The organism is Algibacter pectinivorans (genome assembly GCF_900112595.1).
GTDB lineage: Bacteria > Bacteroidota > Bacteroidia > Flavobacteriales > Flavobacteriaceae > Algibacter_B > Algibacter_B pectinivorans.
The window spans coordinates 187,205-213,698 of sequence record NZ_FOMI01000008.1; the positions used below are offsets into that span (position 1 = coordinate 187,205).

Annotated in this window: 30 protein-coding genes; 20 read left to right on the forward strand and 10 right to left on the reverse strand. The window is 32.2% G+C overall.

Annotated features, from left to right (window positions below; translation table 11 throughout):
- Positions 1 to 16 precede the first annotated feature (16 nt).
- Complete coding sequence (locus BMY96_RS12545; protein ID WP_092852685.1) at positions 17 to 676, forward strand: lysozyme family protein; 660 nt, start codon at positions 17 to 19, stop codon at positions 674 to 676.
- Between the two features lie 6 nt (positions 677 to 682).
- Here the strand turns inward: BMY96_RS12545 and BMY96_RS12550 are convergent, their stop codons facing one another.
- Genes BMY96_RS12550 through dnaA form a run of 3 tightly spaced genes read right to left on the reverse strand, consistent with a single transcriptional unit; the run spans position 683 to position 3,298 of the window.
- On the reverse strand, positions 683 to 1,399 hold the full coding sequence (locus BMY96_RS12550; RefSeq protein ID WP_092852687.1) for an SAM-dependent methyltransferase: 717 nt from the start codon (positions 1,397 to 1,399) through the stop codon (positions 683 to 685).
- Between the two features lie 6 nt (positions 1,400 to 1,405).
- Entirely contained in the window at positions 1,406 to 1,855 is a 450-nt protein-coding gene (locus BMY96_RS12555) for a low molecular weight protein-tyrosine-phosphatase (protein WP_092852689.1), read from the reverse strand.
- 15 nt (positions 1,856 to 1,870) lie between these two features.
- A complete protein-coding gene (gene dnaA / locus BMY96_RS12560) occupies positions 1,871 to 3,298 on the reverse strand; it encodes a chromosomal replication initiator protein DnaA (RefSeq protein ID WP_092852691.1) in 1,428 nt (475 codons plus the stop codon).
- 188 nt (positions 3,299 to 3,486) lie between these two features.
- On the opposite strand from dnaA, the gene BMY96_RS12565 reads away from it, so the two are divergent.
- A complete protein-coding gene (locus tag BMY96_RS12565) occupies positions 3,487 to 3,885 on the forward strand; it encodes an acyl-CoA thioesterase (protein ID WP_092852693.1) in 399 nt (132 codons plus the stop codon).
- A gap of 1 nt (position 3,886) precedes the next feature.
- Here BMY96_RS12565 and BMY96_RS12570 read toward each other — a convergent pair whose 3' ends face one another.
- Genes BMY96_RS12570 through BMY96_RS12585 form a run of 4 tightly spaced genes read right to left on the reverse strand, consistent with a single transcriptional unit; the run spans position 3,887 to position 6,567 of the window.
- Entirely contained in the window at positions 3,887 to 4,495 is a 609-nt protein-coding gene (locus tag BMY96_RS12570) for an IMPACT family protein (RefSeq protein WP_092852695.1), read from the reverse strand.
- A gap of 5 nt (positions 4,496 to 4,500) precedes the next feature.
- Complete coding sequence (locus tag BMY96_RS12575) at positions 4,501 to 5,112, reverse strand: HAD family hydrolase (RefSeq protein ID WP_092852697.1); 612 nt, start codon at positions 5,110 to 5,112, stop codon at positions 4,501 to 4,503.
- Positions 5,105 to 6,109, reverse strand: coding sequence for a bifunctional diaminohydroxyphosphoribosylaminopyrimidine deaminase/5-amino-6-(5-phosphoribosylamino)uracil reductase RibD (gene ribD, locus BMY96_RS12580; RefSeq protein WP_092852699.1), 1,005 nt, complete (start codon positions 6,107 to 6,109; stop codon positions 5,105 to 5,107). Before ribD ends, BMY96_RS12575 begins: the two co-directional genes overlap by 8 nt.
- A gap of 2 nt (positions 6,110 to 6,111) precedes the next feature.
- Entirely contained in the window at positions 6,112 to 6,567 is a 456-nt protein-coding gene (locus tag BMY96_RS12585) for an LEA type 2 family protein (protein WP_092852701.1), read from the reverse strand.
- Between the two features lie 54 nt (positions 6,568 to 6,621).
- On the opposite strand from BMY96_RS12585, the gene BMY96_RS12590 reads away from it, so the two are divergent.
- From BMY96_RS12590 to BMY96_RS12605, 4 genes are all read left to right on the forward strand, one after another.
- Positions 6,622 to 7,113 carry a GNAT family N-acetyltransferase gene (locus BMY96_RS12590; RefSeq protein ID WP_092852703.1) on the forward strand — a complete coding sequence of 164 codons (492 nt, stop codon included), beginning with the start codon at positions 6,622 to 6,624 and terminating at the stop codon, positions 7,111 to 7,113.
- Complete coding sequence (prmC, locus tag BMY96_RS12595) at positions 7,110 to 7,955, forward strand: peptide chain release factor N(5)-glutamine methyltransferase (protein ID WP_092852705.1); 846 nt, start codon at positions 7,110 to 7,112, stop codon at positions 7,953 to 7,955. The genes BMY96_RS12590 and prmC overlap by 4 nt, the downstream gene beginning before the upstream one ends.
- On the forward strand, positions 7,955 to 9,952 hold the full coding sequence (gene ligA / locus BMY96_RS12600; RefSeq protein WP_092852707.1) for an NAD-dependent DNA ligase LigA: 1,998 nt from the start codon (positions 7,955 to 7,957) through the stop codon (positions 9,950 to 9,952). The genes prmC and ligA overlap by 1 nt, the downstream gene beginning before the upstream one ends.
- A gap of 78 nt (positions 9,953 to 10,030) precedes the next feature.
- The gene (locus BMY96_RS12605; protein WP_092852709.1) at positions 10,031 to 10,762 is read left to right on the forward strand and encodes a hypothetical protein; all 732 of its coding nucleotides are present in this window, start codon (positions 10,031 to 10,033) and stop codon (positions 10,760 to 10,762) included.
- On the opposite strand, the gene BMY96_RS12610 is transcribed toward BMY96_RS12605, so the two are convergent.
- From BMY96_RS12610 to BMY96_RS12620, 3 genes are all read right to left on the reverse strand, one after another.
- Entirely contained in the window at positions 10,752 to 11,150 is a 399-nt protein-coding gene (locus BMY96_RS12610; RefSeq protein WP_092852711.1) for a DoxX family membrane protein, read from the reverse strand. The genes BMY96_RS12605 and BMY96_RS12610 overlap by 11 nt on opposite strands.
- Positions 11,151 to 11,218: 68 nt before the next feature.
- Positions 11,219 to 12,136 carry a bifunctional metallophosphatase/5'-nucleotidase gene (locus BMY96_RS12615; RefSeq protein ID WP_092852713.1) on the reverse strand — a complete coding sequence of 306 codons (918 nt, stop codon included), beginning with the start codon at positions 12,134 to 12,136 and terminating at the stop codon, positions 11,219 to 11,221.
- Positions 12,137 to 12,139: 3 nt separating this feature from the next.
- On the reverse strand, positions 12,140 to 12,898 hold the full coding sequence (locus BMY96_RS12620; RefSeq protein WP_175473572.1) for a 5'-nucleotidase C-terminal domain-containing protein: 759 nt from the start codon (positions 12,896 to 12,898) through the stop codon (positions 12,140 to 12,142).
- 58 nt (positions 12,899 to 12,956) lie between these two features.
- On the opposite strand from BMY96_RS12620, the gene BMY96_RS12625 reads away from it, so the two are divergent.
- The 14 genes from BMY96_RS12625 to BMY96_RS12690 all read left to right on the forward strand — a co-directional run.
- The gene (locus BMY96_RS12625; protein WP_092852715.1) at positions 12,957 to 13,478 is read left to right on the forward strand and encodes a DUF6913 domain-containing protein; all 522 of its coding nucleotides are present in this window, start codon (positions 12,957 to 12,959) and stop codon (positions 13,476 to 13,478) included.
- A 3-nt stretch (positions 13,479 to 13,481) separates the two neighbouring features.
- Positions 13,482 to 14,360, forward strand: a complete 879-nt coding sequence (dapA, locus tag BMY96_RS12630; protein ID WP_092852717.1) for a 4-hydroxy-tetrahydrodipicolinate synthase — start codon at positions 13,482 to 13,484, stop codon at positions 14,358 to 14,360.
- A gap of 118 nt (positions 14,361 to 14,478) precedes the next feature.
- Positions 14,479 to 15,318, forward strand: coding sequence for an outer membrane protein assembly factor BamD (locus BMY96_RS12635; protein WP_092852719.1), 840 nt, complete (start codon positions 14,479 to 14,481; stop codon positions 15,316 to 15,318).
- 11 nt (positions 15,319 to 15,329) lie between these two features.
- The gene (locus BMY96_RS12640) at positions 15,330 to 15,659 is read left to right on the forward strand and encodes a DNA-directed RNA polymerase subunit omega (RefSeq protein ID WP_175473573.1); all 330 of its coding nucleotides are present in this window, start codon (positions 15,330 to 15,332) and stop codon (positions 15,657 to 15,659) included.
- Between the two features lie 86 nt (positions 15,660 to 15,745).
- Positions 15,746 to 16,957: a bifunctional phosphopantothenoylcysteine decarboxylase/phosphopantothenate--cysteine ligase CoaBC gene (coaBC, locus tag BMY96_RS12645; protein ID WP_092852723.1), complete on the forward strand. Its 1,212-nt coding sequence runs from the start codon at positions 15,746 to 15,748 to the stop codon at positions 16,955 to 16,957.
- A complete protein-coding gene (gene porD / locus BMY96_RS12650; protein ID WP_092852725.1) occupies positions 16,950 to 17,837 on the forward strand; it encodes a type IX secretion system protein PorD in 888 nt (295 codons plus the stop codon). The genes coaBC and porD overlap by 8 nt, the downstream gene beginning before the upstream one ends.
- 76 nt (positions 17,838 to 17,913) lie before the next feature.
- The gene (gene recN / locus BMY96_RS12655) at positions 17,914 to 19,566 is read left to right on the forward strand and encodes a DNA repair protein RecN (RefSeq protein ID WP_092852727.1); all 1,653 of its coding nucleotides are present in this window, start codon (positions 17,914 to 17,916) and stop codon (positions 19,564 to 19,566) included.
- Positions 19,567 to 19,622: 56 nt separating this feature from the next.
- Positions 19,623 to 20,447 (forward strand): enoyl-ACP reductase FabI, encoded by an 825-nt coding sequence (locus BMY96_RS12660; RefSeq protein WP_092852729.1) that lies wholly within the window; start codon positions 19,623 to 19,625, stop codon positions 20,445 to 20,447.
- 336 nt (positions 20,448 to 20,783) lie between these two features.
- Positions 20,784 to 21,791, forward strand: coding sequence for a glycosyltransferase family 2 protein (locus BMY96_RS12665; RefSeq protein WP_092852731.1), 1,008 nt, complete (start codon positions 20,784 to 20,786; stop codon positions 21,789 to 21,791).
- Complete coding sequence (locus tag BMY96_RS12670) at positions 21,791 to 22,747, forward strand: CdaR family protein (protein ID WP_092852733.1); 957 nt, start codon at positions 21,791 to 21,793, stop codon at positions 22,745 to 22,747. Before BMY96_RS12665 ends, BMY96_RS12670 begins: the two co-directional genes overlap by 1 nt.
- Positions 22,744 to 23,328, forward strand: coding sequence for a dephospho-CoA kinase (gene coaE, locus BMY96_RS12675; RefSeq protein WP_092852735.1), 585 nt, complete (start codon positions 22,744 to 22,746; stop codon positions 23,326 to 23,328). The genes BMY96_RS12670 and coaE overlap by 4 nt, the downstream gene beginning before the upstream one ends.
- 115 nt (positions 23,329 to 23,443) lie before the next feature.
- Positions 23,444 to 24,976, forward strand: coding sequence for a sensor histidine kinase (locus BMY96_RS12680; protein ID WP_092852763.1), 1,533 nt, complete (start codon positions 23,444 to 23,446; stop codon positions 24,974 to 24,976).
- 2 nt (positions 24,977 to 24,978) lie between these two features.
- The gene (locus BMY96_RS12685; RefSeq protein WP_092852737.1) at positions 24,979 to 25,683 is read left to right on the forward strand and encodes a response regulator transcription factor; all 705 of its coding nucleotides are present in this window, start codon (positions 24,979 to 24,981) and stop codon (positions 25,681 to 25,683) included.
- A gap of 527 nt (positions 25,684 to 26,210) precedes the next feature.
- Positions 26,211 to 26,494 (forward strand): transposase (locus tag BMY96_RS12690; protein ID WP_139205256.1); only part of this gene is annotated, 284 nt, incomplete at its 3' end.

The following is a 26,494-nucleotide window of genomic DNA, read 5'->3' on the forward strand; positions in this document are numbered from 1 at the left end:
GAAAAAATTTAAAATTATGATAAGGAATATTGGAAGATTCGTAACTATTACGCTTACAATATTAACACTATTGTATGTGTCGTTTCAATCAAATGAAACAATCGATTTAAGCAAGTACTCAACTGAAGGCTTAGACTTAAATTACACGGTTAGTAATATTGCTGCTGTGAACGAAAATGAATCGGAGTTATGGGATTCTGATTTTGAATTCTCACCTTACTTAGGAAAATCTTTTGTTGGTTTTAAAGAGGCTTTGGCTTTTAAAGAGTCTGGAGGCGATTACTCTAGTGTAAATACTTACGGGTATTTAGGTAAATATCAATTTGGCTCCGAAACATTAAAGCTTATTGGTATACATAACCCTGAAAAGTTTCTAAAAAGCCCAAAGCTACAAGAAAAAGCATTTATTGCTAATTCTGCACGTAACAAATGGATATTAAGAAGAGATATTAAAAACTTTGTTGGTAAACGTATTAATGGTATTATTATAACAGAATCGGGTATGTTAGCTGCAGCGCATCTTGCCGGCCCAGGAAGTGTAAAAAAGTACTTAAGGAGCTACGGCTTGGATAATTTTGCCGATGGCTATGGTACTACGGTACACTATTACATGAAACGTTTTTCTGGTTATGATACCTCTTTTGTTAAAGCAAATAGAAAAGCTAAAGCTATATAATAGGTTTTAACTTTTATGAATTATAAATATGGTAGGTCTTTTATGAAGGTCTACCTTATTTTTTTTCCATTGGTTTGCGGTTTGCGTTTTTATAAACTCGGTTCTTAATGTGATATCGCAGGCTACACAAATATCGGTGTTGTTCTCCAAAACAGCCGAAAGATCTTCAAGCATTTTGTTATTTCTGTATGGTGTTTCAATAAATATTTGCGATTGGTTTTGCTCGAACGATAAACGCTCAAGACGTTTAATTTCAGCTTTGCGTTCAGCCTTATCAATAGGCAAATAACCATTAAAAGTAAAGCTCTGTCCGTTCATTCCAGAACTCATAATAGCCATTAAAATAGAAGATGGTCCTACTAGCGGTACAACTTTAATGTTTTTTTGATGGGCAATTTTTACAACATCGGCTCCTGGGTCTGCTACCCCAGGACAACCTGCTTCAGAAAGTAAACCCACATCTACACCATTTATACACGGATGTAAAAATGTAGGTAAATCTGCTTCATCGGTAAATTTATTTAAATGAAACATGTTTAATGATGGCTGCGATTTTTCCGGACTTATGCGTTTTATAAAGCGTCTTGCCGTTTTGTCGTTTTCAACAATAAAGGTGTCAATGTTGTCTATAGCTTGTTTTACGCTAATAGGTAAAACTTCTAATGGTTCGTTGTCGCCTAAGGTTGTTGGTATAAGGTATAGTTTGCCTAGTTTTATTTTCATAGGAGGTTATAATAAATTATCGGCAATGTTTTGGCAAGCTTCATCTAACATTTGGTAAACATTTTCAAAACCATGATCACCGCCGTAATATGGATCTGGAACTTCGTAATTTTTACCTTCGTGTACTTCGTTTAATATAAGTTTTACTTTTGCAATGTCTTCCTTATGTCTAGCCAACTTAATAACGTTGTTGTAATTAGATTGATCCATAACATAAATCAAATCAAATGTATCAAAATCGGTAACGTTGAATTGTCTGCCTTTTAAATTTGAAATATCTAAACCATATTTTCTTGCAACAGCAATAGAGCGTTTATCTGGTGCAGCCCCAGTATGGTAGTTGGCAGTTCCGGCAGAATCCACTATAAAATCCTTTGATAGTTTTGACTTTAAAATACCTTCAGCTAGAGGAGAACGACAAATGTTTCCTAAGCAAACCATTAAAATTTTAGTCATGATAATTGTATTATCTTAAACAGAAAGCTTTTTACTAATATCCTCAACGTATTTTCTAAATTGTTTATCTGTTGAAGATAGGTTGTCAACGGTTTTACAAGCATGTAAAACGGTTGCATGATCACGCTTTCCTATTTGAGAACCAATACTTGCCAATGATGCCTTAGTGAATTTTTTAGCAAAAAACATGGCTAATTGACGTGCTTGAACAATGTGGCGTTTTCTAGTTTTAGACTGCAGTGTATCGATATCCATTTGGAAATAATCTGACACGACCTTTTGAATGTAGTCTATTGAAACTTCGCGTTTTGTGTTTTTTACAAATTTTTCAACAATAACGCGAGCTAAATCAATTGTAATTTCTTTTTTGTTGAAAGATGATTGCGCAATTAAAGAAATAATAGCACCTTCAAGCTCTCTAACATTAGATTTAATGTTTTTGGCAACGTAATCTATAATATCGTCTGGCATTTCAACACCATCGCGATATAGTTTGTTTTTTAATATGGATACGCGAGTTTCAAAATCTGGATTTTGTAATTCTGCTGAAAGTCCCCATTTAAAACGCGATAATAAACGTTGTTCTATATCTTGCATATCAACCGGAGCTTTGTCACTTGTTAAAATAACTTGCTTTCCGTTTTGATGTAAATGGTTAAATATATGGAAGAATACATCTTGTGTACCTGTTTTACCAGATAGGAATTGTACATCATCAATGATTAAAACATCAATAATTTGATAAAAATGAATAAAATCATTTCTATTATTCTTTTTAACGGCATCAATATACTGTTGTGTAAATTTTTCAGCCGAAATATATAAAACGGTTTTTTCTGGATATTTATCTTTAATATCTACACCTATAGCGTGCGCTAAATGTGTTTTTCCTAAACCTACACCACCAAAAATTAGTAATGGATTGAATGATGTGCCACCAGGTTTATTGGCAACCGCTAATCCTGCACTTCTTGCTAATCTGTTAGAATCGCCTTCTAAGAAATTTTCAAAACTATAGTTTGGATTAAGTTGAGATTCTATTTTTACATTTCTAATTCCAGGAATAACAAATGGATTGCGTAACTCTGGACTTTTATTGTTTAAAGGCACATCAACGTCTTGAGATTTTAAAGCACCTCTGTTAGCACTAGGAATTTTTTCTGTAAACGGTTGTTTGTTACCATATGTGTTTTCCATTTTAATAATGTAAACCAATTTGGCCGTTTCCCCTAACTCTTTGGTAAGTGATACTTTTAATATTTTAACATAATGTTCTTCTAGCCATTCGTAAAAGAATTTACTAGGCACCTGAATACTTAGTGACGTGTCAGTAAGTTTAACTGCCTTGATTGGTTCAAACCAAGTTTTGTATGCTTGCGGTTGGATATTATCCTTTATGAATTCTAGACAGTTATTCCAAACCGATTGCGCAGTTATACTCATGTTTTATTTTTTGTGACTTTTTTTGTTAGATTTTTATGAATAATAGCGATTCATAACACCTTGTGTAAGGTGGGGCAAATATGTGAACAAAATTCTTAAAAAAAAAATGATTTACTATTGAATTTTTAGAAATAATTCCTCATGTTTAACCCATAGCCGAAGCTACAAAAAAATATTTAAATAGACTTATGAAATTCGACGAAATACAAATAAGAGTGAGATATGGTGAAACCGACCAAATGCGGGTTGTTTACCACGGTAATTATGCTTTATATCTTGAAATGGGGCGTATTGAGTGGTTAAGAAAACTTGGTGTTTCTTACAAATCTATGGAAGATAATGGTATTATGCTTCCTGTAGTTTCTTTAAATGTAAACTATAAAAAATCAGCGGGTTATGATGATGTAATTAATGTAAAAACTCAACTCAAAAATAAGCCTAATGTTAAGATTGAATTTGAGTATGAAATTACGAACGAAAAAGGAGAAATTTTAACTACTGCGAGTACGGTTTTAGTGTTTGTTGATATGAAAACAGGGCGACCAACCAAAGCGCCTCAATATTTTTTAGATTTATTAGAAAAATAGCTTAGAGTTTTTTTATTTTAATCTCGTAGAGTCTATCGAAAATTTGAAAAACAGATTGGGCTTCACTTTTTCTAACCGAAATGATGATATTGCAATCTAGCTCTAATTTTTGATTAATAATGTTTAAAGATTTTTCTTTTATAACACGCATTACGGTGTTCATGTTTTTGTAACCAAACGTTATTAGGTAATCTATGTTTATTGTTTTTTCAATAATGGTAGCGGCATCTAGACTTAATTGTGCGGCGGTTCTATAAGCGCTAATTAATCCGCCAACACCCAATTTAACGCCGCCAAAATATCGTACTACTACTATTAATACGTTAGTAAGATTGTAGGATTGAATTTGTCCATAAATTGGCATACCTGCAGAATTACTGGGTTCTCCATCGTCGTTTGCACGATAAGATATGGTTTCGGTACCTATCTGGTAAGCATAACACCAGTGTCGTGCCGAGTGGTGTTGTTTTTTTAATGCTTCTAGATGCAGTTTTATGTCCTCTTCGTTGGTTAAAGGAAATGCGTACCCAAAAAACTTACTGTTTTTATCTTTGTGTAAAACAGGTTCTGTGGCTTTGGTTATGGTGTTATATGTATCTTTTTCTATCAAATGTATTAAAACAAGTCTTTTTTAGTGGTAAATAGATTTTTAACATCTTCGGTTTCAGGGTTAATTAACCAGGTTTTTATGTTTAATGTATTTGCAGCGTCGATATTGTCCTTATTATCATCAATAAAAAGACATTCTTCAGCTTTAAGCTTGTTTTGGTTTAAAACAAAATTAAAAATGTCTTTATTTGGTTTTACTAAGTTAATTTCGTGAGAAAGGTAGAAGGCCTCAAAACAGTTTTTAAATTCATTATAGAATGAAACATTTGTTTTAATAAAGTCAATATGAAGTTCATTGGTGTTACTCAATAAAATCAATTTATATTTTGAAGACTGCTTTAATTCCTTTAAAAAAGTTAATCGACTTTCAGGAAAATCTTTCAACATAAAATTCCAAATATCTATAAGTTCATGCTTTGATAGTTTTGGGAAATTTTGGGAATAAAAGTCGAGAAATTCTTTAGTAGAAATTAATCCTTGCTCATAAAAACTATTAAAACCAAGCATTTCGTCTGATAGTGCTTCAATATTAAAAGCTTCTAGGGCATGTTTGTGAGCGGCTTCAATATCTAAATTAATAAATACATTACCAAAATCGAAAATTATAGTTTTAATCATTTATGTATATGTTAAGTCTGTCTGATTGTATGTTTTCTTCAGAAATTAAGGTTCCTTTTAGTCTAGGTGCTTTAACACCATCTACAAAAGTGGTTGGTCCAATAAAAACTCTGGCTTCGTCCCATAAATTGTCGTCAATAAATGTTTGAAGCGTTTTAGCACCACCTTCAATAATTACAGAATTTATTTCCATGTTATAAAGTGCATCGCAAATTTGTAGTCCTATGTTTTTAGAAAAATCTATATTGTTTTTTGAGAATACAATGGTTTCGGCTTCGGTATTAAAAATGTTTAGCGTTTTAGGAAGCTTTTCATCTTTATCGATAACTAGTCGTGTGGGGTTTTTTCCTGTCCAATCTCTAACATTTAAGGTTGGATTGTCCTGTAAAACCGTGTTTGTGCCTACCAAAATAGCTTGTTCTTCTGTACGCCATTTGTGCACAAGTTGTCTAGAAAAGCTATTGGTAATCCATACGGGTTTTTGTTCGTTTCTTGTTTTTGGAGCAATAAAACCGTTGTTGGTTTCTGCCCATTTTAGAATAATATAGGGCCGTTTTTTATTGTGAAAGGAGAAAAATCGCTTATGATGGGTTTTGCATTCCTTTTCTAAAACGCCTACTATAACATGGCAACCGGCTTCCTTTAGTTTTTTAATACCTTTTCCAGCTACCTTTTCGTTATCGTCTATACAGCCAATTACAATATTTGGTATGTTATGCTTAATAATAAGGTCGCTACAAGGTGGTGTTTTTCCGTAATGCGAACAAGGTTCTAGCGTTACGTAAATGGTTGCCTCTTTTAATACATCCTTGTTTAAAACAGAATTTATGGCGTTTACTTCGGCATGATTGCCGCCATAGGCACTAGTGTAGCCTTCTCCAATTATTTTATTGTTATGCACAATTACACTACCAACCATAGGGTTTGGTCTGGTGTTTCCTAGGCCATTTTTAGAAATTTCTAAACAGCGTTTTATGTAGGTTTCGTGAATGTTCACTTTTAAAATTTAATTTTTACGTCTTCGGTTTCATCTACATTATAATAATGCGAAAACCCTAAAACTTTATATTTAATCTCGCCTTTATACTGCACTTTTACTTTCTTGCTAAATAGGCTACCTAGTAATCCACTTAAATTCTTATCGCTAAAAATACTATCGGTAGGTACTTTGGTTTTTAAAGGGATAGAGAACTCGTTTTTGGCGGGAACTTCAAATTTTTCTGTCGAAACTGTAGCCATTTCGTTATTGTTTATAAAAACCTTTATTTCATCGGTTTGCAATTCGCCTCCAATATCATTAGGGTTAATAAATCTAGCTTCGGCGGTAAACGTAATGTATTTTGAAGTGGATTCTGAAATCTGAATATCCTCTAAACCTATAAATTGTGGTTTTTCATTAACCGAGCAATTCAAAAATAGAAAACAGATTGTTGATAAGATTATTAGGTTTTTCATTCCGGTTTTTTTCGATTTAGCGTATCTTCACTTCTTTATAATAGACCATTTAAAGTGAGTAAAGATACTATAGTTATTCGAGAAATTGAACCTCAAGATAATACAGAAATAGAAGCTGTTATAAGATCTTGTTTTCATGAGTTTAATATTCCTTTGGAAGGTACAGCATATACCGATCCTGAAACTTCGAAAATGTTTCAGTCCTATCAAAATAATAACGATGCATATTTTGTTATTGAGCGCAATGGTAAGGTAGAAGGTGGTGGAGGTGTAAAACCATTATCGGCCTCGGATACTGATACTTGTGAAATTCAAAAGATGTATTTTTCTAAAGAGGTAAGGGGTCAAGGTTATGGACGCGCCTTGTTCGAAAAATGTATTGAAAAAGCAAAAGCCTTAGGTTACAAATCGTGTTATTTAGAATCTGCATCGCAACTTAAAGCCGCTATTCATATTTATGAGAGTTACGGTTTTAAGCATTTAGATGGCGCATTAGGGAATACAGGGCATTATTCTTGTGGTGTATGGATGATTAAGAATTTATGAAGTTAAAAGATATACAATACAGGTTTCATGAGGTTTTAGATGCAGATTATGGTATAGAAGAAGTGGATAGTTTCTTTTTTATGCTTATCGATTTTTGTTTTAATGTGTCTAGAATTCAATTAGCCATGGATTTGGATTACCAGGTAAAGGATACAGAAAAGATCTTAGAAGCCTTGCAATTGTTAAAAGAACAAAAACCTGTACAATACATTATTGGAGAAACAGAGTTTTATGGTTTAACTTTTAAAGTAAACGAAAGCGTTTTAATTCCAAGACCCGAAACCGAAGAGTTGGTAGAGTGTGTTATAAAGCAAACCGATAATAATCCTGCTGTAAACATTTTAGATATTGGCACCGGAAGTGGTTGTATTGCTATTTCTTTAGCCAAAAATCTAGAAAACGTTAAGGTTTATGCCTTAGATATTAGTGAGGATGCTTTAGAAATGGCAAAACAAAACGCTAAGTTAAATGGGGTAGATGTTACTTTTTTTAAGGTCGATATTTTAAATGTAGATTGTATTCAACATTTAAAATTTGATGTTATTGTATCCAACCCGCCTTATGTTCGCGAAAAGGAAAAACCGCAAATGAAACCAAATGTTTTAGAACACGAACCGCATCTGGCATTATTTGTAGAGGACGAAAACCCGTTACTTTTTTATAAAGCCATAACAGATTTTGCAAAAGTAAATTTAAAAGAAAAAGGTAAGTTGTATTTTGAAATTAATGAGTTTTTGGGTCGAAGTATGATTACTTTATTAAACGATAACAATTTTAAGAATATAGAGTTAAAACAAGATATCTTTAAGAAAGATAGAATGATAAAAGGTGATAAAATTTAATGAACACAGTAGAGCAACACATCCAAAACCTTAGAGACGAATTAAGAACGCATAATTATAACTATTATGTACTTGATAATGCAACTATTTCAGATTTCGATTTCGATATAAAGTTAAAAGAGCTTCAGGCTTTAGAGGCTAAACACCCGGAGTTTTTCGATGCTAATTCGCCAACGCAACGTGTTGGTGGGGCTGTTACTAAAAATTTTGAAACTACAGTTCATGAGCATCGTATGTATTCTTTAGATAACTCTTATTCTAAAGAAGATTTGCAAGACTGGGAAACACGTATAAAAAAATTAATAGATGGTGATATTCAATACACCTGCGAGTTAAAATATGATGGCGCATCTATTAGCTTAACCTATGAAGATGGTAAACTTATTAAGGCTGTAACTCGAGGCGATGGTTTTCAAGGCGATAATGTAACGGCTAATATTAAAACAATTAAGTCGGTGCCATTGCAATTAAAAGGCGATTTTCCACCAAAATTCGATATACGAGGAGAAATTGTATTGCCTTTTGAAGGGTTTATTAAAATGAATGAGGAGCGCATTGAAATAGGCGAGGAGCCTTACAGAAACCCAAGGAATACGGCGTCTGGAAGTTTAAAACTACAAGATAGTGCCGAAGTCGCTAAACGTCCTTTGGAATGTTTGTTATATAATTTAACAGGAACTAATTTAGGTGTTAATACACAATTTGAAGGTTTAGAAAAAGCTAGACAATGGGGTTTTAAAGTACCTGATGCGGCTAAATTAGTTGATTCTATTGATGGTGTATTGGAGTTTGTTGAATACTGGGATGTGCATCGTCATGATTTGCCATACGAGACAGATGGTGTAGTTATTAAAGTTAATAATTTACAGCAGCAGGATGAGTTGGGGTATACCGCCAAGGCACCTCGTTGGGCTATGGCATACAAATTTAAAGCCGAACGGGTTTCTACGCGCTTAAACAGTATTACTTATCAAGTTGGTAGAACGGGGGCTATAACACCAGTGGCAAACTTAGAGCCTGTTGAGTTAGCAGGAACTACTGTTAAGCGAGCCTCTTTACATAATGCTGATCAAATTGCGAAATTAGATATTAGGGTTAATGATGAAGTGTATGTAGAGAAAGGTGGCGAAATTATACCAAAAATTTTGGGTGTAGATTTAACTAAACGTCCAGAAAACTCAGAGCCTACAATTTATATTTCAACCTGTCCAGAGTGCAACACACAATTAGTAAGGCAAGAAGGCGAAGCACAGCATTATTGTCCTAATTATAATGGGTGTAATCCTCAAATTATAGGAAGAATCCAGCATTTTATATCTAGAAAAGCTATGGATATTGATGGTTTAGGAGGCGAAACTGTTGCGCTTTTAGTTAATGAAGGCTTGATAAATAACTATGCCGATTTATATAAATTAACAAAGGAGCAAGTTTTACCATTAGAACGTATGGCCGAAAAAAGTGCCGATAATTTAATAAACGGTATTGCAGAATCTGTTAAAGTACCTTTTGAGCGCGTTTTATTTGCTCTCGGCATTCGTTACGTTGGCGAAACGGTAGCTAAAAAATTAGCCAAACATTATAAGAATATTGATGCGGTTATTAATGCGACTCAAGAAGAACTAGTTAATGTAGATGAAATAGGAATAAAAATAGCAGAAAGTGTTGTTGCCTTTTTTGCTGCCGAAGAGAATATAGAAATTATAAATAACTTAAGAGCGTTTGGGTTAAAGTTTGAATTAACAGAAGAGCAATTAAGCGGACAAACAGAATTGTTAAAAGGAAATATAGTAGTAGTTACGGGTGTTTTTGAAACTATTTCTAGAAACGAACTTAAAAAAGCTATAGAAGATAATGGAGGTAAGGTGAGTAGTTCAATTTCTTCAAAAACAAGCTATATCGTGGCAGGTAGTAATATGGGGCCAAGTAAAAAAGAAAAAGCTGAGAAGCTTAATGTTTTAATAATAAATGAGGTTGAATTCTTACGTATGTTAAATTAAAAACTTATAAAAATCGATAAAAAGTATTTTTTATTCGATTAATAACATATATTTGCGTTAGAATTTTAATGCGATCTTATGTCTAAACCAAAATTTTTGGTTGTAATAGTTATTATATGTTATGTTTTATTTGCTGTTAATGAGTTTAGCGGTAGTGAAACTTTAGCACTTCATTTACGTTCGTTATTGGTTCCATTTATAACCATTGGTTATACTTTCTATATTACTTCTAAAAATAATTTATTTTGGGCGTTTTTAATATGCTACTCCCTGTCAGATTTATTAACAATAGTTATGGGGAATATGACTTTTTCATCTGCGGTTATTGCAAATGATTTTGAATATTTTGCGGGTAACGCACTTTATATTTTAGCTTATATTTTTCTTATTGTAAAAATAGTACGTTTAATTAATTTTGGATACGTTTTTAAATACTTAAAAATTCATAGTTTAGTTTTGCTTTTTTTGAATATTTATTTGTTTTCAGTGTTAAATGGTTTTATAAAGTCTAATTTGGTATATCAAATAGATTATTATTTTGAGTTAATTTATAATGTTATAATTCTTACTTTGTTTTTTGTAGGTATGATTAACTTTTTTTGTAGAGATAACAGAAAATCACTATTTATATTTTTAGGCTCTGTAAGTATAGTTTTTTCCGAAATAATGGATGTTGCTTATATATACATAGATAACAGGCAGTTTCTTAGTTTTTTGTCTACTACGTTAATGTTGTTATCTTTTAATTTATTTTATTATCAAGCTTCTATGACCAACGTTAATACTAAAATAAATAATTTTATTTATTAAAATTAGTTAATGTTTTTATAAATAAAGGAATGTCTCTTCTAGACAAATATAGAATTATCATTGCCAGTAAAAAAGTAAGTACAGCTGTTCCAAATAACAGTCCGCCATCATTTTTTATTACCACGCCAAGTAAAGTTAAATGCATAAGTATTGCGCCTCCAAGAATACCTATTGTTAAACTAGCTCCAATCCACACAGTTTTTGGTATTAGTAGTAAGACGCCAGATATTAACTCTAATAAACCTATGCCTATTCTGCCATAAGGTTCTAAGCCTACTTTATTAAAAATATAAATACTATCTGGGTGAGCTAAAAATTTAAAGCGCAGGGTTTGAATTAATATTCCAGCAACTATTATTCTTAAAATGAGTGGTATGTGTTTTTTCATGTAATTATAGTTAATAAACCCGTCTGTTAAGGAGTTAGACGCTATTAACTAAAAAACATGACAAGGTATTAAATAATAATTGAAGTTCCGTTGGCTGTTTTGTTTTTATCGGCATCAAAATAAAAGTCTATTCTACCCAAGTTAATGCCATAACAACCAACCTGATTTACTAATGTGTTTTTGTTTTCAATATTTTTAACAATAGTTGGTTTTGGTAAGAATGTATGTGTGTGTCCGCCAATAATTAAATCGATGTCCTTTGTCGCTTTGGCAAGTGCTAAATCGGATATTTTGTTCGGGTTATTTTTATAATGATAACCTAAGTGTGATAGGCATATAATTAAGTCGCAAGCTTCGTCTACCTTTAAAATACGTGTCATTTCTTGGCTGCTTTCAATAGGATCCAAATATTTTGTTTCTTTAAACATGTTTGGTGCTACCAATCCTTCTAGTTTTATACCTAAACCAAAAACGCCTATTTTAATACCGTCTTTATAAAAAGTTTTATAAGGCCTAGTATGTGTATCCATTATGGTATTGGAAAAATCGTAATTAGCCGTTATAAACTGAAATTCGGCATGAGGTAATTGCGCGTATAAACCATCAATACCATTGTCGAAATCATGATTTCCTAGGGTAGCAGCATCATATTTTAACTTACTCATGAGTTTAAATTCTAATTCGCCCCCGTAATAATTAAAATATGGCGTGCCTTGAAAAATATCGCCCGCATCTAATAATAGCGTGTTAGGGTTTTCATGTCGTATAGACTCTACTAGTGTGGCGCGTCTTGCAACACCTCCCTTATTAGCATATTTAGCATCATTAGGGCTAAAAGAATCAATATGGCTGTGTACATCGTTAGTATGTAAAATTGTAATTTTAGTTGGCGTGCTTGTACCCGAAAAAGATTGTAAGCCAAGACCTCCTAATGCCATTAAAGCTGTTCCTGCCGAGGTTTTTTGAATAAAATTTCTACGTTTCATATCTTATTTTATTTGGGTAAAACGATTGTCAATTACCGGTTTGATGGTATCAAGTTTAATAAAATTATCAATTATAGCGTTTCTAATTTTATAATCTAACCTATACAAGGTGTCGTTCGGTTTAAAAAAGTTCATGTTGTCTCCACCGTTATATAAATAGTCGCTTGTAGCAACGTAATAGGTTTGGTTATTAACAATCTCCTTTCCTTTTATTTTAGCTTCAATAACATGATAATTTTTATCTAAAGTTAATTTTAATTTAGAGATGGGGTGCGCTTTTTTCTGTTTAGATAGGTAATCAATTAAACTATCTATTTGAGGTTTTTTAAGCGCTACAACAACAATATTGTTTTCAAAAGGCATGAGCTGAAAAGCGGTTCTTTTAGAAATATTCCCTCTATTTAAAATGCCTCTTATTCCACCATGGTTTAATAAAACCATATCAATATCTTTTTTAGTTCTAGATTTAAAAATAGGGTTGGCTTCGCTATAAATAAGATCTGCCATAAAGTTTCCTAAAGCTGTGTTTAATTCGCCATCGGTTTTAGAATAGGTATCTAAAGAATAAGCCAAAACACTGTCTAAATCTTTTTGAATATTAATTCTGTAAGGTTTAATAAAGGATTCTATTTCCGAATTTGCAGTAATAGAGTCGGAAATTGCTATTTGTTTGCCCTCAATTTTATAAAGCTGTATTTTTTCTTGTTTACAATTAAGAAAAACAAAAAAATATAACAAAAAAAAGAAATGTGTAAACCTCATTAGAAAATCTATAATTTGAATGTACTTTTGCTACCTTTGCGCAAAGGTATAAAGATATATGATTTTAAAGGGTTTTAAAGAAAATTCTATAAAAAAGTACTTGAACAAATTGTTAACTAACCGTGAGGTTAGTGTTAATAATAGCGAGGTTGTAAGCCTTGGTGTTATAATAAATGTTGATGAATTTGATGATTTTGAAGTCTTTGATAAACTTGCCGATTACATTAAAATTAGGCCAAATAGAATGAAGATTATTGCCTTTTCTTCTGGTAAAAAAGAAAGTTTACTGTCTTGGGATGATTGTTATAATCCTAAGGATTTTGGTTGGAAAGGCGCAATTAAAAATGCAGAATTACAAACCTTTTTAAATAAAGAGTTTGATGTATTGATTAGTTATTATGAAAAAGAAATTTTAGAATTAAAATTAATTACTGCCGAGTCTAAAGCAAAATTTAAAATAGGAATTTTACAAACAGACGAGCGTTTAAATGATTTAATTATAAAAACCAATTTAAAACAATTCGATCTGTTTAAAGAAGAAGTGTTTAAATATTTAACAATTTTAAAAAAAATTAAATAAGTAATGAATAATAAGTTTGTAGGAACGGGAGTTGCGTTAGTTACACCATTTAATTCAGATTTAAGTATAGATCATAAAGCTTTAGCCAATATTGTTAATTATAATATTGATAATGGTACAGATTATTTAGTAATCTGTGGTACAACAGCAGAGAGTGTAACACTAACAAAACAGGAGAAAAAGGAGGTTATTGCAACTATTTCTAAGGCTAATAACGGGCGTTTGCCTTTAGTGTTAGGTATTGGTGGTAATAATACAATGGGGGTTATAGAGGAAATTAATACTACAGATTTAAGTGGAATTGATGCTATTTTATCTGTTTCGCCATATTACAGTAAGCCAACTCAAGAAGGGATTTATCAGCATTTTAAAGCGATTGCTCAAGCATGTCCAATAGATGTTATTTTATATAATGTTCCGGGTAGAACCTCAAAAAATATGGAAGTGGCTACTACCATACGTTTAGCTAACGATTTTAAAAATATTGTTGGAGTTAAAGAAGCCGGAAATAATATGGCCCAATATTATGAGCTAATAAAAAATAAGCCAGAAGAGTTTTTAGTGATTTCTGGAGATGATGATTTGGTTTTAAGTGTTACTTTAGCAGGTGGAGCCGGTGTTATTTCGGTAATAGGGCAAGCTTATCCAAAAGAATTTTCAGAAATGATTCGTTTAGGGCTAAAAGGCGATGCTAAAGAAGCTTTCGCATTACATTATAAATTAATAGATGTTATTGGTTATATTTTTGAAGAAAACAACCCTGCCGGAATTAAGGCTGTTTTTGAGGCTTTAAGTTTGTGCAAAGACAGTGTAAGATTGCCAATAGTTCCTGCATCTAATGCTCTTAAGGCAAAAATTCAAGATTTTGTAAAATCATTTTAGTGTGTTAAATATTACTTAAACCTTATAATTACTGTGTTTTAGCTGTTATTTTAGCTATTAAATATTATTTTTAAAATCCATATAAATAGCGTAATTTTGCGTGCTGCATTAAAAATCTATGAATAAATTTTTTTACATATTAGTATTTCTAACTGTTTTAAGCAGTTGTAGCGAGTATCAAAAGGTATTAAAAGCCGATGGTGAAGGAGCTATAGCTACAAAATTTAAAATGGGGGAGGCTTTGTACAATGAAGGTAAATTTGTAAAAGCGAATAAGCTTTTTGCTCAAATTGTGCCTAGTTACAGGGGTAAACCTCAAGCAGAAAAACTAATGTATCTTTACTCCAATTCATTTTATGAAATGGGCGATTATTACGTGGCAGGTTATCAGTTTGAGCGCTTTGCTTCAAGTTATCCTAAAAGCGAAAAAGTAGCAGAAGCAGCTTTTTTAAGTGCTAAAAGTGCTTATTTGTTATCTCCAGTTTTTAGTAAAGACCAAACAGAAACCAAAGAGGCTATTGAAAAGCTTCAAGAGTTTATTAATGTATATCTAGATTCTAATCATGTATCAGAAGCAAGTGCTTTGGTGCAAGAATTAGATTTTAAATTAGAGAAGAAAGCTTTCGAAATAGCAAAGCAATTCAATCAAATATCAGATTATCCAGCGTCGGTAAGATCGTTTGATAATTTTATTTTCGATTTTCCAGGTTCTAAATTACGTGAGGAAGCGTTATATTACAGACTAGATTCGGCTTATAAATTAGCAGTTAATAGTGTAGAAGTTAAAAGAACACTACAATCTGGTTTAGTATATTTAAAAAAGAAACGTTTAGAAGATGCTAAGGAATATTCGGAAGCCTTTATACAATCATTTTCAGATTCTAAGTACAAAGAAGCTGTTAATAGTATGATTACAGAAATAAACGACGAGTTAAAAAATTACAGCACAAAAAGTTAAATTATAAAATAATGGATTTAAAAAAAACCAATGCTCCAGTTAATACGGTAACGTATGATAGAAATCAAATTGATGAGCCTACAGAGAATATCTATGAGTCAATTTCAATTATTTCAAGACGTGCGGAACAAATTAATACTGAGATTAAAAAGGAACTTATCGATAAGTTAGAAGAATTTGCTACTTATAATGATAGTCTTGAAGAAATCTTTGAAAATAAAGAGCAAATAGAGGTATCTAAATTTTACGAAAAATTACCTAAGCCTCACGCGTTAGCTGTTCAAGAATGGTTAACAGATAAAATTTATTTTAGAAATACAGACCAAGATAGTCAAGAATAATTTCTAAATTTAAACACCATTAAATAAACTCCAAAACCGTTTTACCAAATGGTCTTGGAGTTTGTTTGCTTATTAAAGAAAGTGCTATGAGTATATTAAGCGGAAAAAACATATTATTGGGTGTAACTGGTGGTATTGCTGCTTATAAAACGGCTACGCTTGTACGTTTGTTTATAAAATCTGGAGCGAACGTAAAGGTAGTAATGACCCCTTCGGCTAAAGATTTTATTACGCCGTTAACCTTATCAACACTTTCTAAAAATCCGGTTCATTCTACCTTTACAAATCAAGACGATGAAAATGCCATTTGGAATAATCATGTAGATTTAGGCTTGTGGGCCGATTTATTTTTAATTGCTCCTGCCACGGCAAATACCTTGTCTAAAATGGTAAATGGAAACAGCGATAACTTATTGTTAGCAACCTATTTATCCGCTAAATGTCCGGTGTATTTTGCTCCAGCAATGGATTTGGATATGTATAAGCATCCATCAACGCTAGAGTCTTTTAAAAAGCTAAAAAGTTTCAATAATATCATGATTCCTGCAGGTAGCGGCGAATTGGCAAGCGGTTTAGTTGGCGAAGGTCGTATGGCTGAACCCGAAGATATTGTTACGTTTATAGAGCAAGATGTTTTGGGTAAATTACCGCTTCGTGGTAAAAAGGTTTTAATTACAGCTGGTCCAACTTACGAGGCTATCGATCCTGTGCGTTTTATAGGTAATCATTCTAGTGGTAAAATGGGATTCGAAATTGCTAAAGCTGCTGCCAACCTAGGTGCAGAAGTTATTTTAGTTTCTGGTCCAACAAACCAAAAAACTACACATTCTAATATTCAAGTTTGTCCTGTTGTTAGTGCAAACGATATGTATAATGAAGTACATAAGCATTTTGATTCCTCTCAAATAGCTATACTTTCGGCAGCAGTAGCAGATTTTACTCCTAAAGTAGTGGCTAGTCAGAAAATAAAAAAGAAGTCCGATACGTTAACTTTACAGTTAGAAAAGACTAAAGATATTTTGGCATCCTTAGGCGCTATTAAAAAAGAACAATTTTTAGTAGGTTTTGCTTTAGAGACTAACAATGAGCTTGAAAATGCAAAAGGGAAATTAAAAAGAAAGAATTTAAATTTAATTGTATTAAATTCGTTAAACGACAAAGGTGCTGGGTTTAAAACAGATACCAATAAAGTAACTTTTATTGATGATAAGGACAATATCTTAGAGTTTCAGTTAAAGTCTAAAACAGAAGTTGCTTCAGATTTATTAAATAAAATTATATCAGAAATTAATGCGTAATATTCTACTTGTATTCATAGTTTGCTTCGGAATTAAAGGGTTTTCTCAAGAGTTAAACTGTAGTGTTGTTGTAAATGCAGAACAAACAGGTAACGAAAACTTTCCCATTTTTAAAACGCTAGAAAAACAACTTACCGAGTTTATAAATAATACGAAATGGACTAGTAAAACATTTAAAGAGCAAGAGCGTATAAATTGCAATTTCTTTTTAAACATAACAAATTATAGTGGCGAGTCTTTTCAAGGTACGCTACAGGTACAGTCTTCACGACCGGTTTATGGCTCATCTTATAGTACGCCTATTTATAATTTTAACGACAAAGATTTTAATTTTAGATACCTCGAATTTCAGAACTTAATATACAACCCAGCGCAGTTTGAGTCTAATTTAATTTCTGTATTGGCGTTTCATATTAATATGGTTTTAGGCTTAGACGCCGATTCGTTTTCAGAAAAAGGTGGCGACGAGTATTTTAAACAAGCACAAGTTATTACCAACTATTCGCAACAAGGCAATTTTCAGGGTTGGAAATTAGAAGATGGCTTACAAAGCAGATTTGTATTAATTGATAATATCTTATCGCCAACATTTAAAGAATTTAGAGCGGTAATGTATAATTACCACCGAAACGGTTTGGATGTAATGAGCAATAATGTAAAGGAAGGAAAAAGCGAAATTGTATCGGCCTTACAATCGTTTAAAGACATGAATAGTCGAAGACCTAATTCCTTTTTACTACGTACCTTTTTTGATGCAAAAGCCGAGGAAATCCAACAAATATTTTCAGATGGACCACAGGTTGATATCGTTACTTTAAATGAAACGCTTCAAAAAGTAGCACCAATGCACAGTAGCAAATGGCAAAATATTAAGTTGTAACAATACTTTGAAGATACTCTAATTGGTTATATAAACCATTACCTTAACACAAAACACGTCATACCTATAACGAAATATGTTAACGCAACTTTCAATAAAAAATTACGCTTTAATTGATAAACTCCATGTCGATTTTAACGATGGGTTTTCAATAATTACAGGAGAAACCGGTGCTGGTAAATCTATTTTACTTGGCGGACTATCTTTAATTTTAGGTAAACGAGCAGATTTAAGCAGCTTAAAAGATGCCTCACAAAAATGTGTAATCGAAGCTGTTTTTAATATTTCTAATTATAAGCTAAAATCACTTTTTAAGGCCGAAGATTTTGATTACGAAGAGCAAACCATAATCAGAAGAGAAATTTTACCATCTGGTAAATCTAGAGCCTTTGTAAACGATTCGCCGGTAAATTTATCTAGCCTACAAGTTTTGGGTGCTCGTTTAATTGATGTGCATTCGCAACACCAAACACTGCAATTAACAAGTAACGATTTTCAGTTTCAAGTTATCGATGCATTGGCTAATAACGACAACGCTTTATTAAACTATAAAACCGAACTTAAAGTATATAAAACCCTTCAAAAAGAGCTAGAAGAACTTAAAGTGTTTCAGGCAGAAGCCATTAAAGAACACGACTATAATACGTTTTTGCTAAACGAATTGGTAGAAGCGAAGTTAGTTGTAGATGAGGAGCAAAGTCTTGAAGAAGAGTACGAAACCTTAAACAATATAGAAGGTATAAAAGAAAAACTTGCCGAAGCCGACCATCTTTTAAGCGAAGAGGAAGTAGGTATTGTAGCGGCTTTAACAAGCTTAAAAAATGTGTTTCAAAAGTTGGCTACATATTCCTCTAAATACGAGGAGTTGTACAATCGTGCAACCAGTAGCTTAATAGAAATGGACGATTTGTATAGCGAGGTTAACGACCATCAAGAAAATATCGATGCAGATCCCGATAGGCTAGAGGTTGTCGATGCTAAACTAAAAATGCTTCATAGTTTAAAGCAAAAGCATGTAGCATCCAACGTAGCAGAATTAATAGAAATTAAAAATCAGCTAGAAGAAAAAGTTTCGGTTACCGAAAATTTAGATGCTAATATTTTAAAGAAATCAGAAGAAATCACAACGCAAGAAAGTCAATTAAATACTATTGCTAAAGGCATTCACGACAAGCGTTTAAAGGTTATTCCGGAGTTAAAAAAGCAGTTAGAAACCATTTTGGCAGATTTAGGCATGCCAAATGCACAGTTTAAAATAGAAGCACAGTTTGGTAAAACCTTTTTTGCTAACGGAAAAGACGAGTTATCTTTCCTGTTTTCGGCAAATAAAGGCGGTAGTTTTAACGAGCTTAAAAAAGCAGCCTCTGGTGGCGAGCTTTCTAGAATTATGCTAGCCATAAAATCGGTTTTAGCAAAATACATACAATTACCAACCATTATGTTCGATGAAATCGACACAGGTGTTTCTGGCGAAATATCAAACAAAATGGGCGATATTATGTTACAAATGAGTAAAAGAATGCAGGTCTTTTCTATTACACATTTACCACAAGTGGCGGCCAAAGGGCACTCGCACTTTAAGGTGTATAAAGAAGATGTGGACGATGTAACGCAAACCAATTTAGTAAAGCTAAATCACGACGAGCGTATTGTAGAAATAGCACAAATGTTGGGTGGTACAGAAATGTCATCATCTGCAATAGCTCATGCCAAAGAATTACTCAATTAATTAGTATATTTGACACCTAAAAACAAATTATAAAATCAACTTACAAACCAATACATATGTATAACTTATTAAAAGGTAAACGAGGAATTATTTTTGGAGCTTTAGATGAAAACTCAATCGCTTGGAAAACTGCCGAACGTGTTCATGAAGAAGGAGGCACATTTGTTTTAACAAACGCTCCGGTTGCCATGAGAATGGGACAAATAAATGAGTTAGCCGAAAAAACAGGTTCTCAAATTATTCCTGCCGATGCAACTTCAGAAGAAGATTTAAAAAACCTTGTAGAACAATCTATGGAAATTCTTGGTGGAAAAATCGATTTCGTTTTACATTCAATCGGTATGTCAATAAACGTACGTAAAGGAAAACATTATACAGACCAAAATTATGCATGGACACAAAAAGGAACAGACGTTTCTGCAATGTCTTTTCATAAAGTTATGCAAACGCTTTACAAAGCAGATGCTATGAACGAGTGGGGAAGTATCGTAGCTTTAACCTATATGGCAGCGCAACGTGTTTTTCCAGATTATAACGATATGGCCGATAATAAAGCATATTTAGAAAGCGTGGCACGTAGTTTTGGATACTTTTTTGGTAGAGACAAAAATGTACGTGTAAACACCATTTCGCAATCGCCAACACCAACAACTGCTGGTAGTGGAGTAAAAGGATTCGATGGTTTTATTGCTTACGCCGATAAAATGTCGCCACTTGGTAATGCAACCGCGTTAGACTGTGCAAACTATACCGTATCATTATTTAGCGATTTAACAAAACGTGTAACATTACAAAACTTATTTCACGATGGAGGCTTTAGCAACATGGGAGTAAGCGATGCTGTAATGAGTGCTTTTGTAGAAGCCGAAGACAAAAAATAAACAAACAACATATCTAAAAAAGAGCATCCTAATTACGGTGCTCTTTTTTTTTGCTTAAAAAATAAGGGCGCTACCTGAAGGGTTGGGCTTTCCGCTAAACCTGCCTGCCGGTAGGCAGGTCTTTTTTTACCATTTATGGCAGCAAAAAAAGCATGCCGCTACAACCCCTAGCGCGGGAGTACTTGTAAACTAAAAGTGCAAACCATTATACATGTTTTATTATTTAACAAGGATAAAGCTATGTTTGCATGTAAAACAAACTAAAGCAACATTAATGTCAAGTAAATTATAGTAATAATTAAAACACAGCTAAGCAGGATTAATTACATTTGTACTATGCAATTACAATATTCATTTATAATACCGGTATACAACCGTCCAGACGAAATTCAGGAGCTTTTACAGAGTTTTGAAGCTTTAAAGGGTAATATTGATTTCGAGATTGTAATTGTCGAAGATGGCTCCACGCAAACATCAAAAGCTGTAGTAGATACATTTAGCAATAAACTAAACATATCATACTATTTTAAAGAAAACTCCGGTCCAGGAGATTCTCGTAATTATGGCATGCAACAGGCCAAAGGCAACTATTTTATTATTTTAGATTCCGATTGCATTTTACCCGAAAACTATCTACTAGAAGCCGATAAAAGTTTAAAAGCCAATTATGTAGATTGTTTTGGTGGTCCCGATGCGGCACACGAGTCGTTTTCAAACCTACAAAAAGCCATTAATTTTTCCATGACGTCTTTTATCACCACTGGTGGTATTAGAGGACATAAAAATAGCGTTGATACCTTTCAACCCAGAAGTTTCAATATGGGGTTGTCTAAAAAAGCGTTTCAGGACTCCAAAGGTTTTGGTAGAATTCACCCGGGCGAAGACCCAGATTTATCAATAAGACTCTGGAATTTAGGTTATAAAACCAAGTTAATACCAGAAGCCTTTGTGTATCATAAGCGCCGTATATCGTGGAGTAACTTTTATAAACAGGTTAACAAATTTGGTTTGGTACGTCCTATTTTAAACAAATGGCACCCTTCAACTAAAAAAATAACCTATTGGTTTCCTGCGCTGTTTAGTTTAGGGTTGTTAATATCCATTTTGCTGTTTTTAATAGGGTTTAAGTGGTTTTTACTAGGTTATGCGTGCTACTTTGCTTTAGCATTTGTTTTGGCTTTAATTACTACTAAAAACATCGTGGTTTCAGTATTAGCAATTCCGGCCATATTAATTCAGTTTTTTGGTTATGGTTATGGGTTTTTAAAATCTACTTTAGCGGTTTCAGTGTTAAACAAAACACCAGAAACACATTTTCCTAAATTATTTTTCAAATTAAAATAATGAAGAAAATAAAAGATAACATTATTGCCACCTTTAAAAACAAAAGAATCAATGTGTTCTTTATATTTCTGTTTTTATCGTTTGTAATTTTAATGTTTACCAAATTGTCCAAACAATACACCAATACTATTGCTTTTGGTGTACAAAAAGTAAACGTACCACAAGAAAATGTTATATTAAACGATTCTACGCAAATTAATATCACGCTTAAAACACATGGCTTTAGGTGGTTGTCTTATTACTGGAACCAACCTAAAATTACCATAGATTTTAGTGAGGATGTTTTTAAAAAAGAATCTGTTTTTGTTTGGAATAAATCCAAAGCCTATTTAAACAACACACAGTTTGATAAGGATGTAGAGCTATTAAATATATCGCCAGATCCCATAATATTTAGGTATGGCGTTAATATGGTAAAAAAGGTTCCCGTTACATTTCAAACCGATATAAATTTTGCCCCAGGTTTTAATATAACTGGAGAAATTACGTCCACTCCAGATTCGGTAACCGTTGTGGGTCCAGATATTTTGGTTTCTAAAATTAATAGTGTAGAAACAGAACCTTTAGTTTTTAACGAGGTAAGAACCAATATTTCAAAAACAGCTTTACTTAAACTACCCGAAAATGTTTCCGATTTAAAATTCTCGGTAAGCCAAGTAGAATTAAAGGCGCAAATAGAAAAATTTACAGAAGGCACACTTAAAATTCCGTTTACGGTTATTAATGCGCCCATAAATACAAAGCTTAAATATTTTCCTAAATTTGTAAGTGTTTCATATTATGTAAGTTTAGCTAATTTTAATGCTATAAAAGCAAAAGATTTTAAGGTGGTTTGCGATTTTAAAAAAACCAACCAAGAGCAATCTTTTTTAATTCCGGAGTTGGTACAAACGCCCGAATTGGTTCAGCATGCTAAAATTAGCCAACAACGCATAGAATTTATAATTACAAAATGATTGTAGTAGGACTTACAGGCGGTATAGGAAGTGGTAAAACCACCGTAGCAAAAGAGTTTGCTAAGTTAGGAGTACCTATTTATATTGCAGATAACGAGGCTAAGGCTTTAATGCTAAGATCGAAAGTAATTAAAAGAAAGCTTATTGCTTTATTTGGCGAAGAGGTTTATGTAGATGGCCAGTTAAATAAACCATTTATAGCCAATATCATTTTTAATGATAAATCGTATTTGGAAAAAATGAATGCTATTGTACACCCTAGAGTGGGCAAGCATTTTCAAAAATGGGCATTAAAACAAGAGGCACCTTACGTTATAAAAGAGGTAGCTATTTTGTTTGAAAACGGAGGCGATAAGGCTTGCGATTATGTAATTACCGTTACTGCACCTATAAAAACAAGGATAGAGCGTGTGTTAAAACGCGACAATACTTCAAAAAAGAAAATTGAAGCCATCATGAAAAATCAATGGACAGATGAGGAAAAAATTAAACATTCTCATTTTGTAATTGAAAACACCAATCTTGAAGAAACCATAAATCAAGTGCTTCAAATCCATAAGAAACTTCTTATTAAACAATAAATACGTTAAAATTTAACATTTTTGTTAATGTAAGGTTAAAACATAAGATTGCTAAATGTTAAAATGTTAATTTTGATTGATGGGCAAAAAATTATTCATTTTGTTAATAATACTTATGAGTTTATCTCTAATAGGTATTATAGCAATTCAAGCTTATTATATTAACGATTCGGTTAACAACGAAAAAGAGCGTTTTAAGTTTAACGTTATTAAGGCACTTAATTACGTTTCTAATACTATCGAAGAAAACGAATCGGAACAATATTTTTCTAAGTTTTTAGGCTTAGATAGTGAGAAAAAAGCAGATGAAGATGCCGTTTCGCAGTTGTTAATTTATCAAAAAAACAACAGCACAAAAGAAATGTTTGTTTATAGAGGTGATGTATTAGAAGAAAACTATAAACTAACGTCTTCGCTCTTTGACATTGGTTTAGATAGTATTGATATTAAGAATATTACAACAAAATCTACTACCGAGATTTATAGTGGTAATACAGATTCTAATAAGGATATTAAAAGCCCGATATCAAAAATTATTAGAAGTGGTAGTATCGATGAGGCGCAGCGTTTAAGTTTCGAGCGTGGGTTTAAGGAAATGCGTAAAACGTATCCAATACACAAGCGAGTATCGGAAAATGAAATAAAAAAACTGCTTTCAGAAAAACTAAAAAAGGATGAGATAGATATTGACTTTGAGTTTGCCATTTATAGTAACAATTTAGCAACTAAGGTTAAAAGTGATAATTTCGAGTACGATCCTAATTCTAGTTTTAAAGTGCCTATTTTTTATGACGAAAACAATCAAACACCTTATAGATTACATGTAAACTTTCCGGACGACCGAAAGTTTATTTTATCTGGTGTTATAGGAATGATTTTGTTGTCTATAACATTCACATCAATCATAATATTAGCGTATTCAAGTGCCTTATTTCAGTTGGTTAAACAACGTAAAATCTCAGAAATAAAAACAGATTTTATTAATAACATGACGCATGAATTTAAAACACCAATAGCAACAATAAATTTGGCTATAGATTCTATAAGAAATCCTAAAATTATAGACGATAAGGAAAAGGTATTACGATATCTTGGAATGATTAAGGAAGAGAATAAGCGCATGCACGCTCAGGTAGAAAATGTTTTACGTATATCTAAACTAGAAAAAAACGAACTTAATATTAGTAAGGATAGAGTGGATTTACACGACTTAATTGAAGATGCTTTAACCCACGTAGAACTAATTGTAGAAGATAGACAAGGTTATATAAAAACCTTTTTTGGAGCAGAGACATCATCGGTTTTAGCAAACGAAACTCATTTTACTAATGTCATAGTAAATATTTTAGATAATGCTATAAAATATTCGCCAGAAGCCCCAGAAATTGAGGTGTGTACAGAAAATGCGGGAACAAATATTATACTAAAAATTAAAGATCATGGTAGTGGTATGAGTAAGGCAGCAGCTAAGCGTGTTTTCGAAAAATTTTATAGAGAGCATACAGGAAATATTCATAATGTAAAAGGACATGGATTAGGTTTGGCTTATGTTAAAAGAATTGTAGAAGACCATCAAGGACATGTATCAGTAGAATCAGAAAAAGAAAAAGGAAGCACTTTTATTATAAAGCTTCCACTAATATCATAACTATGGAAGAATTTAAAAAAAGAATATTATTAGTAGAAGACGATCCAAATTTCGGGACTGTACTTAAAGATTATTTAATAATGAATGATTATGAAGTAACGCATGCTAAAAATGGAATGGAAGGTTTCGAGAAATTTAAAAAAGACGATTTTAATTTATGCATACTCGATGTTATGATGCCGTATAAAGATGGTTTTACTTTAGCGAAAGAAATAAGAGAAAAAAACACCGATGTACCAATTATATTTTTAACAGCTAAAACGATGAAAGAAGACGTTTTAAAGGGTTATAAGGTAGGCGCAGACGATTATTTAAATAAGCCGTTTGATAGCGAAGTTCTATTAATGAAAATTAAAGCGATTATACAACGTAAGGCTACCGAAACAATTTCGGATAGTAAACAGTTTGAATTTAAAATTGGACGTTTCGATTTAAACTCAAAATTACGTTTCTTAAAATTTGATGGAGCAAATCCTGTAAAGTTATCACCAAAAGAAAATGAATTATTACGCCTTTTGGCGTTGCATGAAAATGATCTAATGCCGCGTGAATTGGCTTTAACAAAAATTTGGCGCGACGATAATTATTTTACATCTCGTAGTATGGATGTGTATATTGCTAAGCTCCGTAAATACTTAAAATTAGACGACAAAGTAGAAATACTTAATATACACGGTGAAGGTTTTCGTTTGGTAGTAAATAGTTAAATATATTAATTTATGAAATTAAAAAATCCAACTTTATAGTTGGATTTTTTGCTTAATTTTTATTTTATAACTTTTTATCTACTGGTATGCTTTAACAGCTCTTATTAGCCTAGTTATTTGATACTAGATCTGAATTGGGCTCAATTTACTCTAGTTTAGTAATGTTTCTTAATCGTTGTTTATGAGTTTACCGGATGTATTAATAACCCTATAATTTAAATTGTTAAACATGGTAGACTAAATAATTATGTGATAGATTTTGAAAAATTGCATTTCTTTTTTTAATTAAAGAAGAAACTCTAAGGCAGAGACCCAAACCTATTAGGGAATATTTGAAGATTCCAAGGTCGAGTATTTCCCATATTTAAATAATAAAATTAAAAAAAAAGTATTTTAATATTTTTATATAATAGTTGTTTAAAGTCTAAGGTATAAGATAAAAAAAACCACCTTGCTTTCGCAAAGTGGTTTTTAAATAATTATTATGTCTCGTCCTGAAATAGTGTTACACTTAACATTATTTATTTATGAAACCATTCGATTCAAATTACAAAAAGCGCACACAAAAAGATTACAGTTTAAGTCTAAAATTACAAATTGTTCAAGAAATAGAACAAGGTCTATTAACCACCACAGGAGCTTTAAATAAATATGGCATTCAAGCTGCTTCTACCGTTCGAACTTGGTTAAAAAAATATGGTAACTTTGATTATCAATACTCAATCCAACAAGGTATGTCTAAAACTCCAGAACAACGTATATTAGAATTAGAACAACAAGTTAAACTACTTGAAAAGCAAAAGAACAGAGC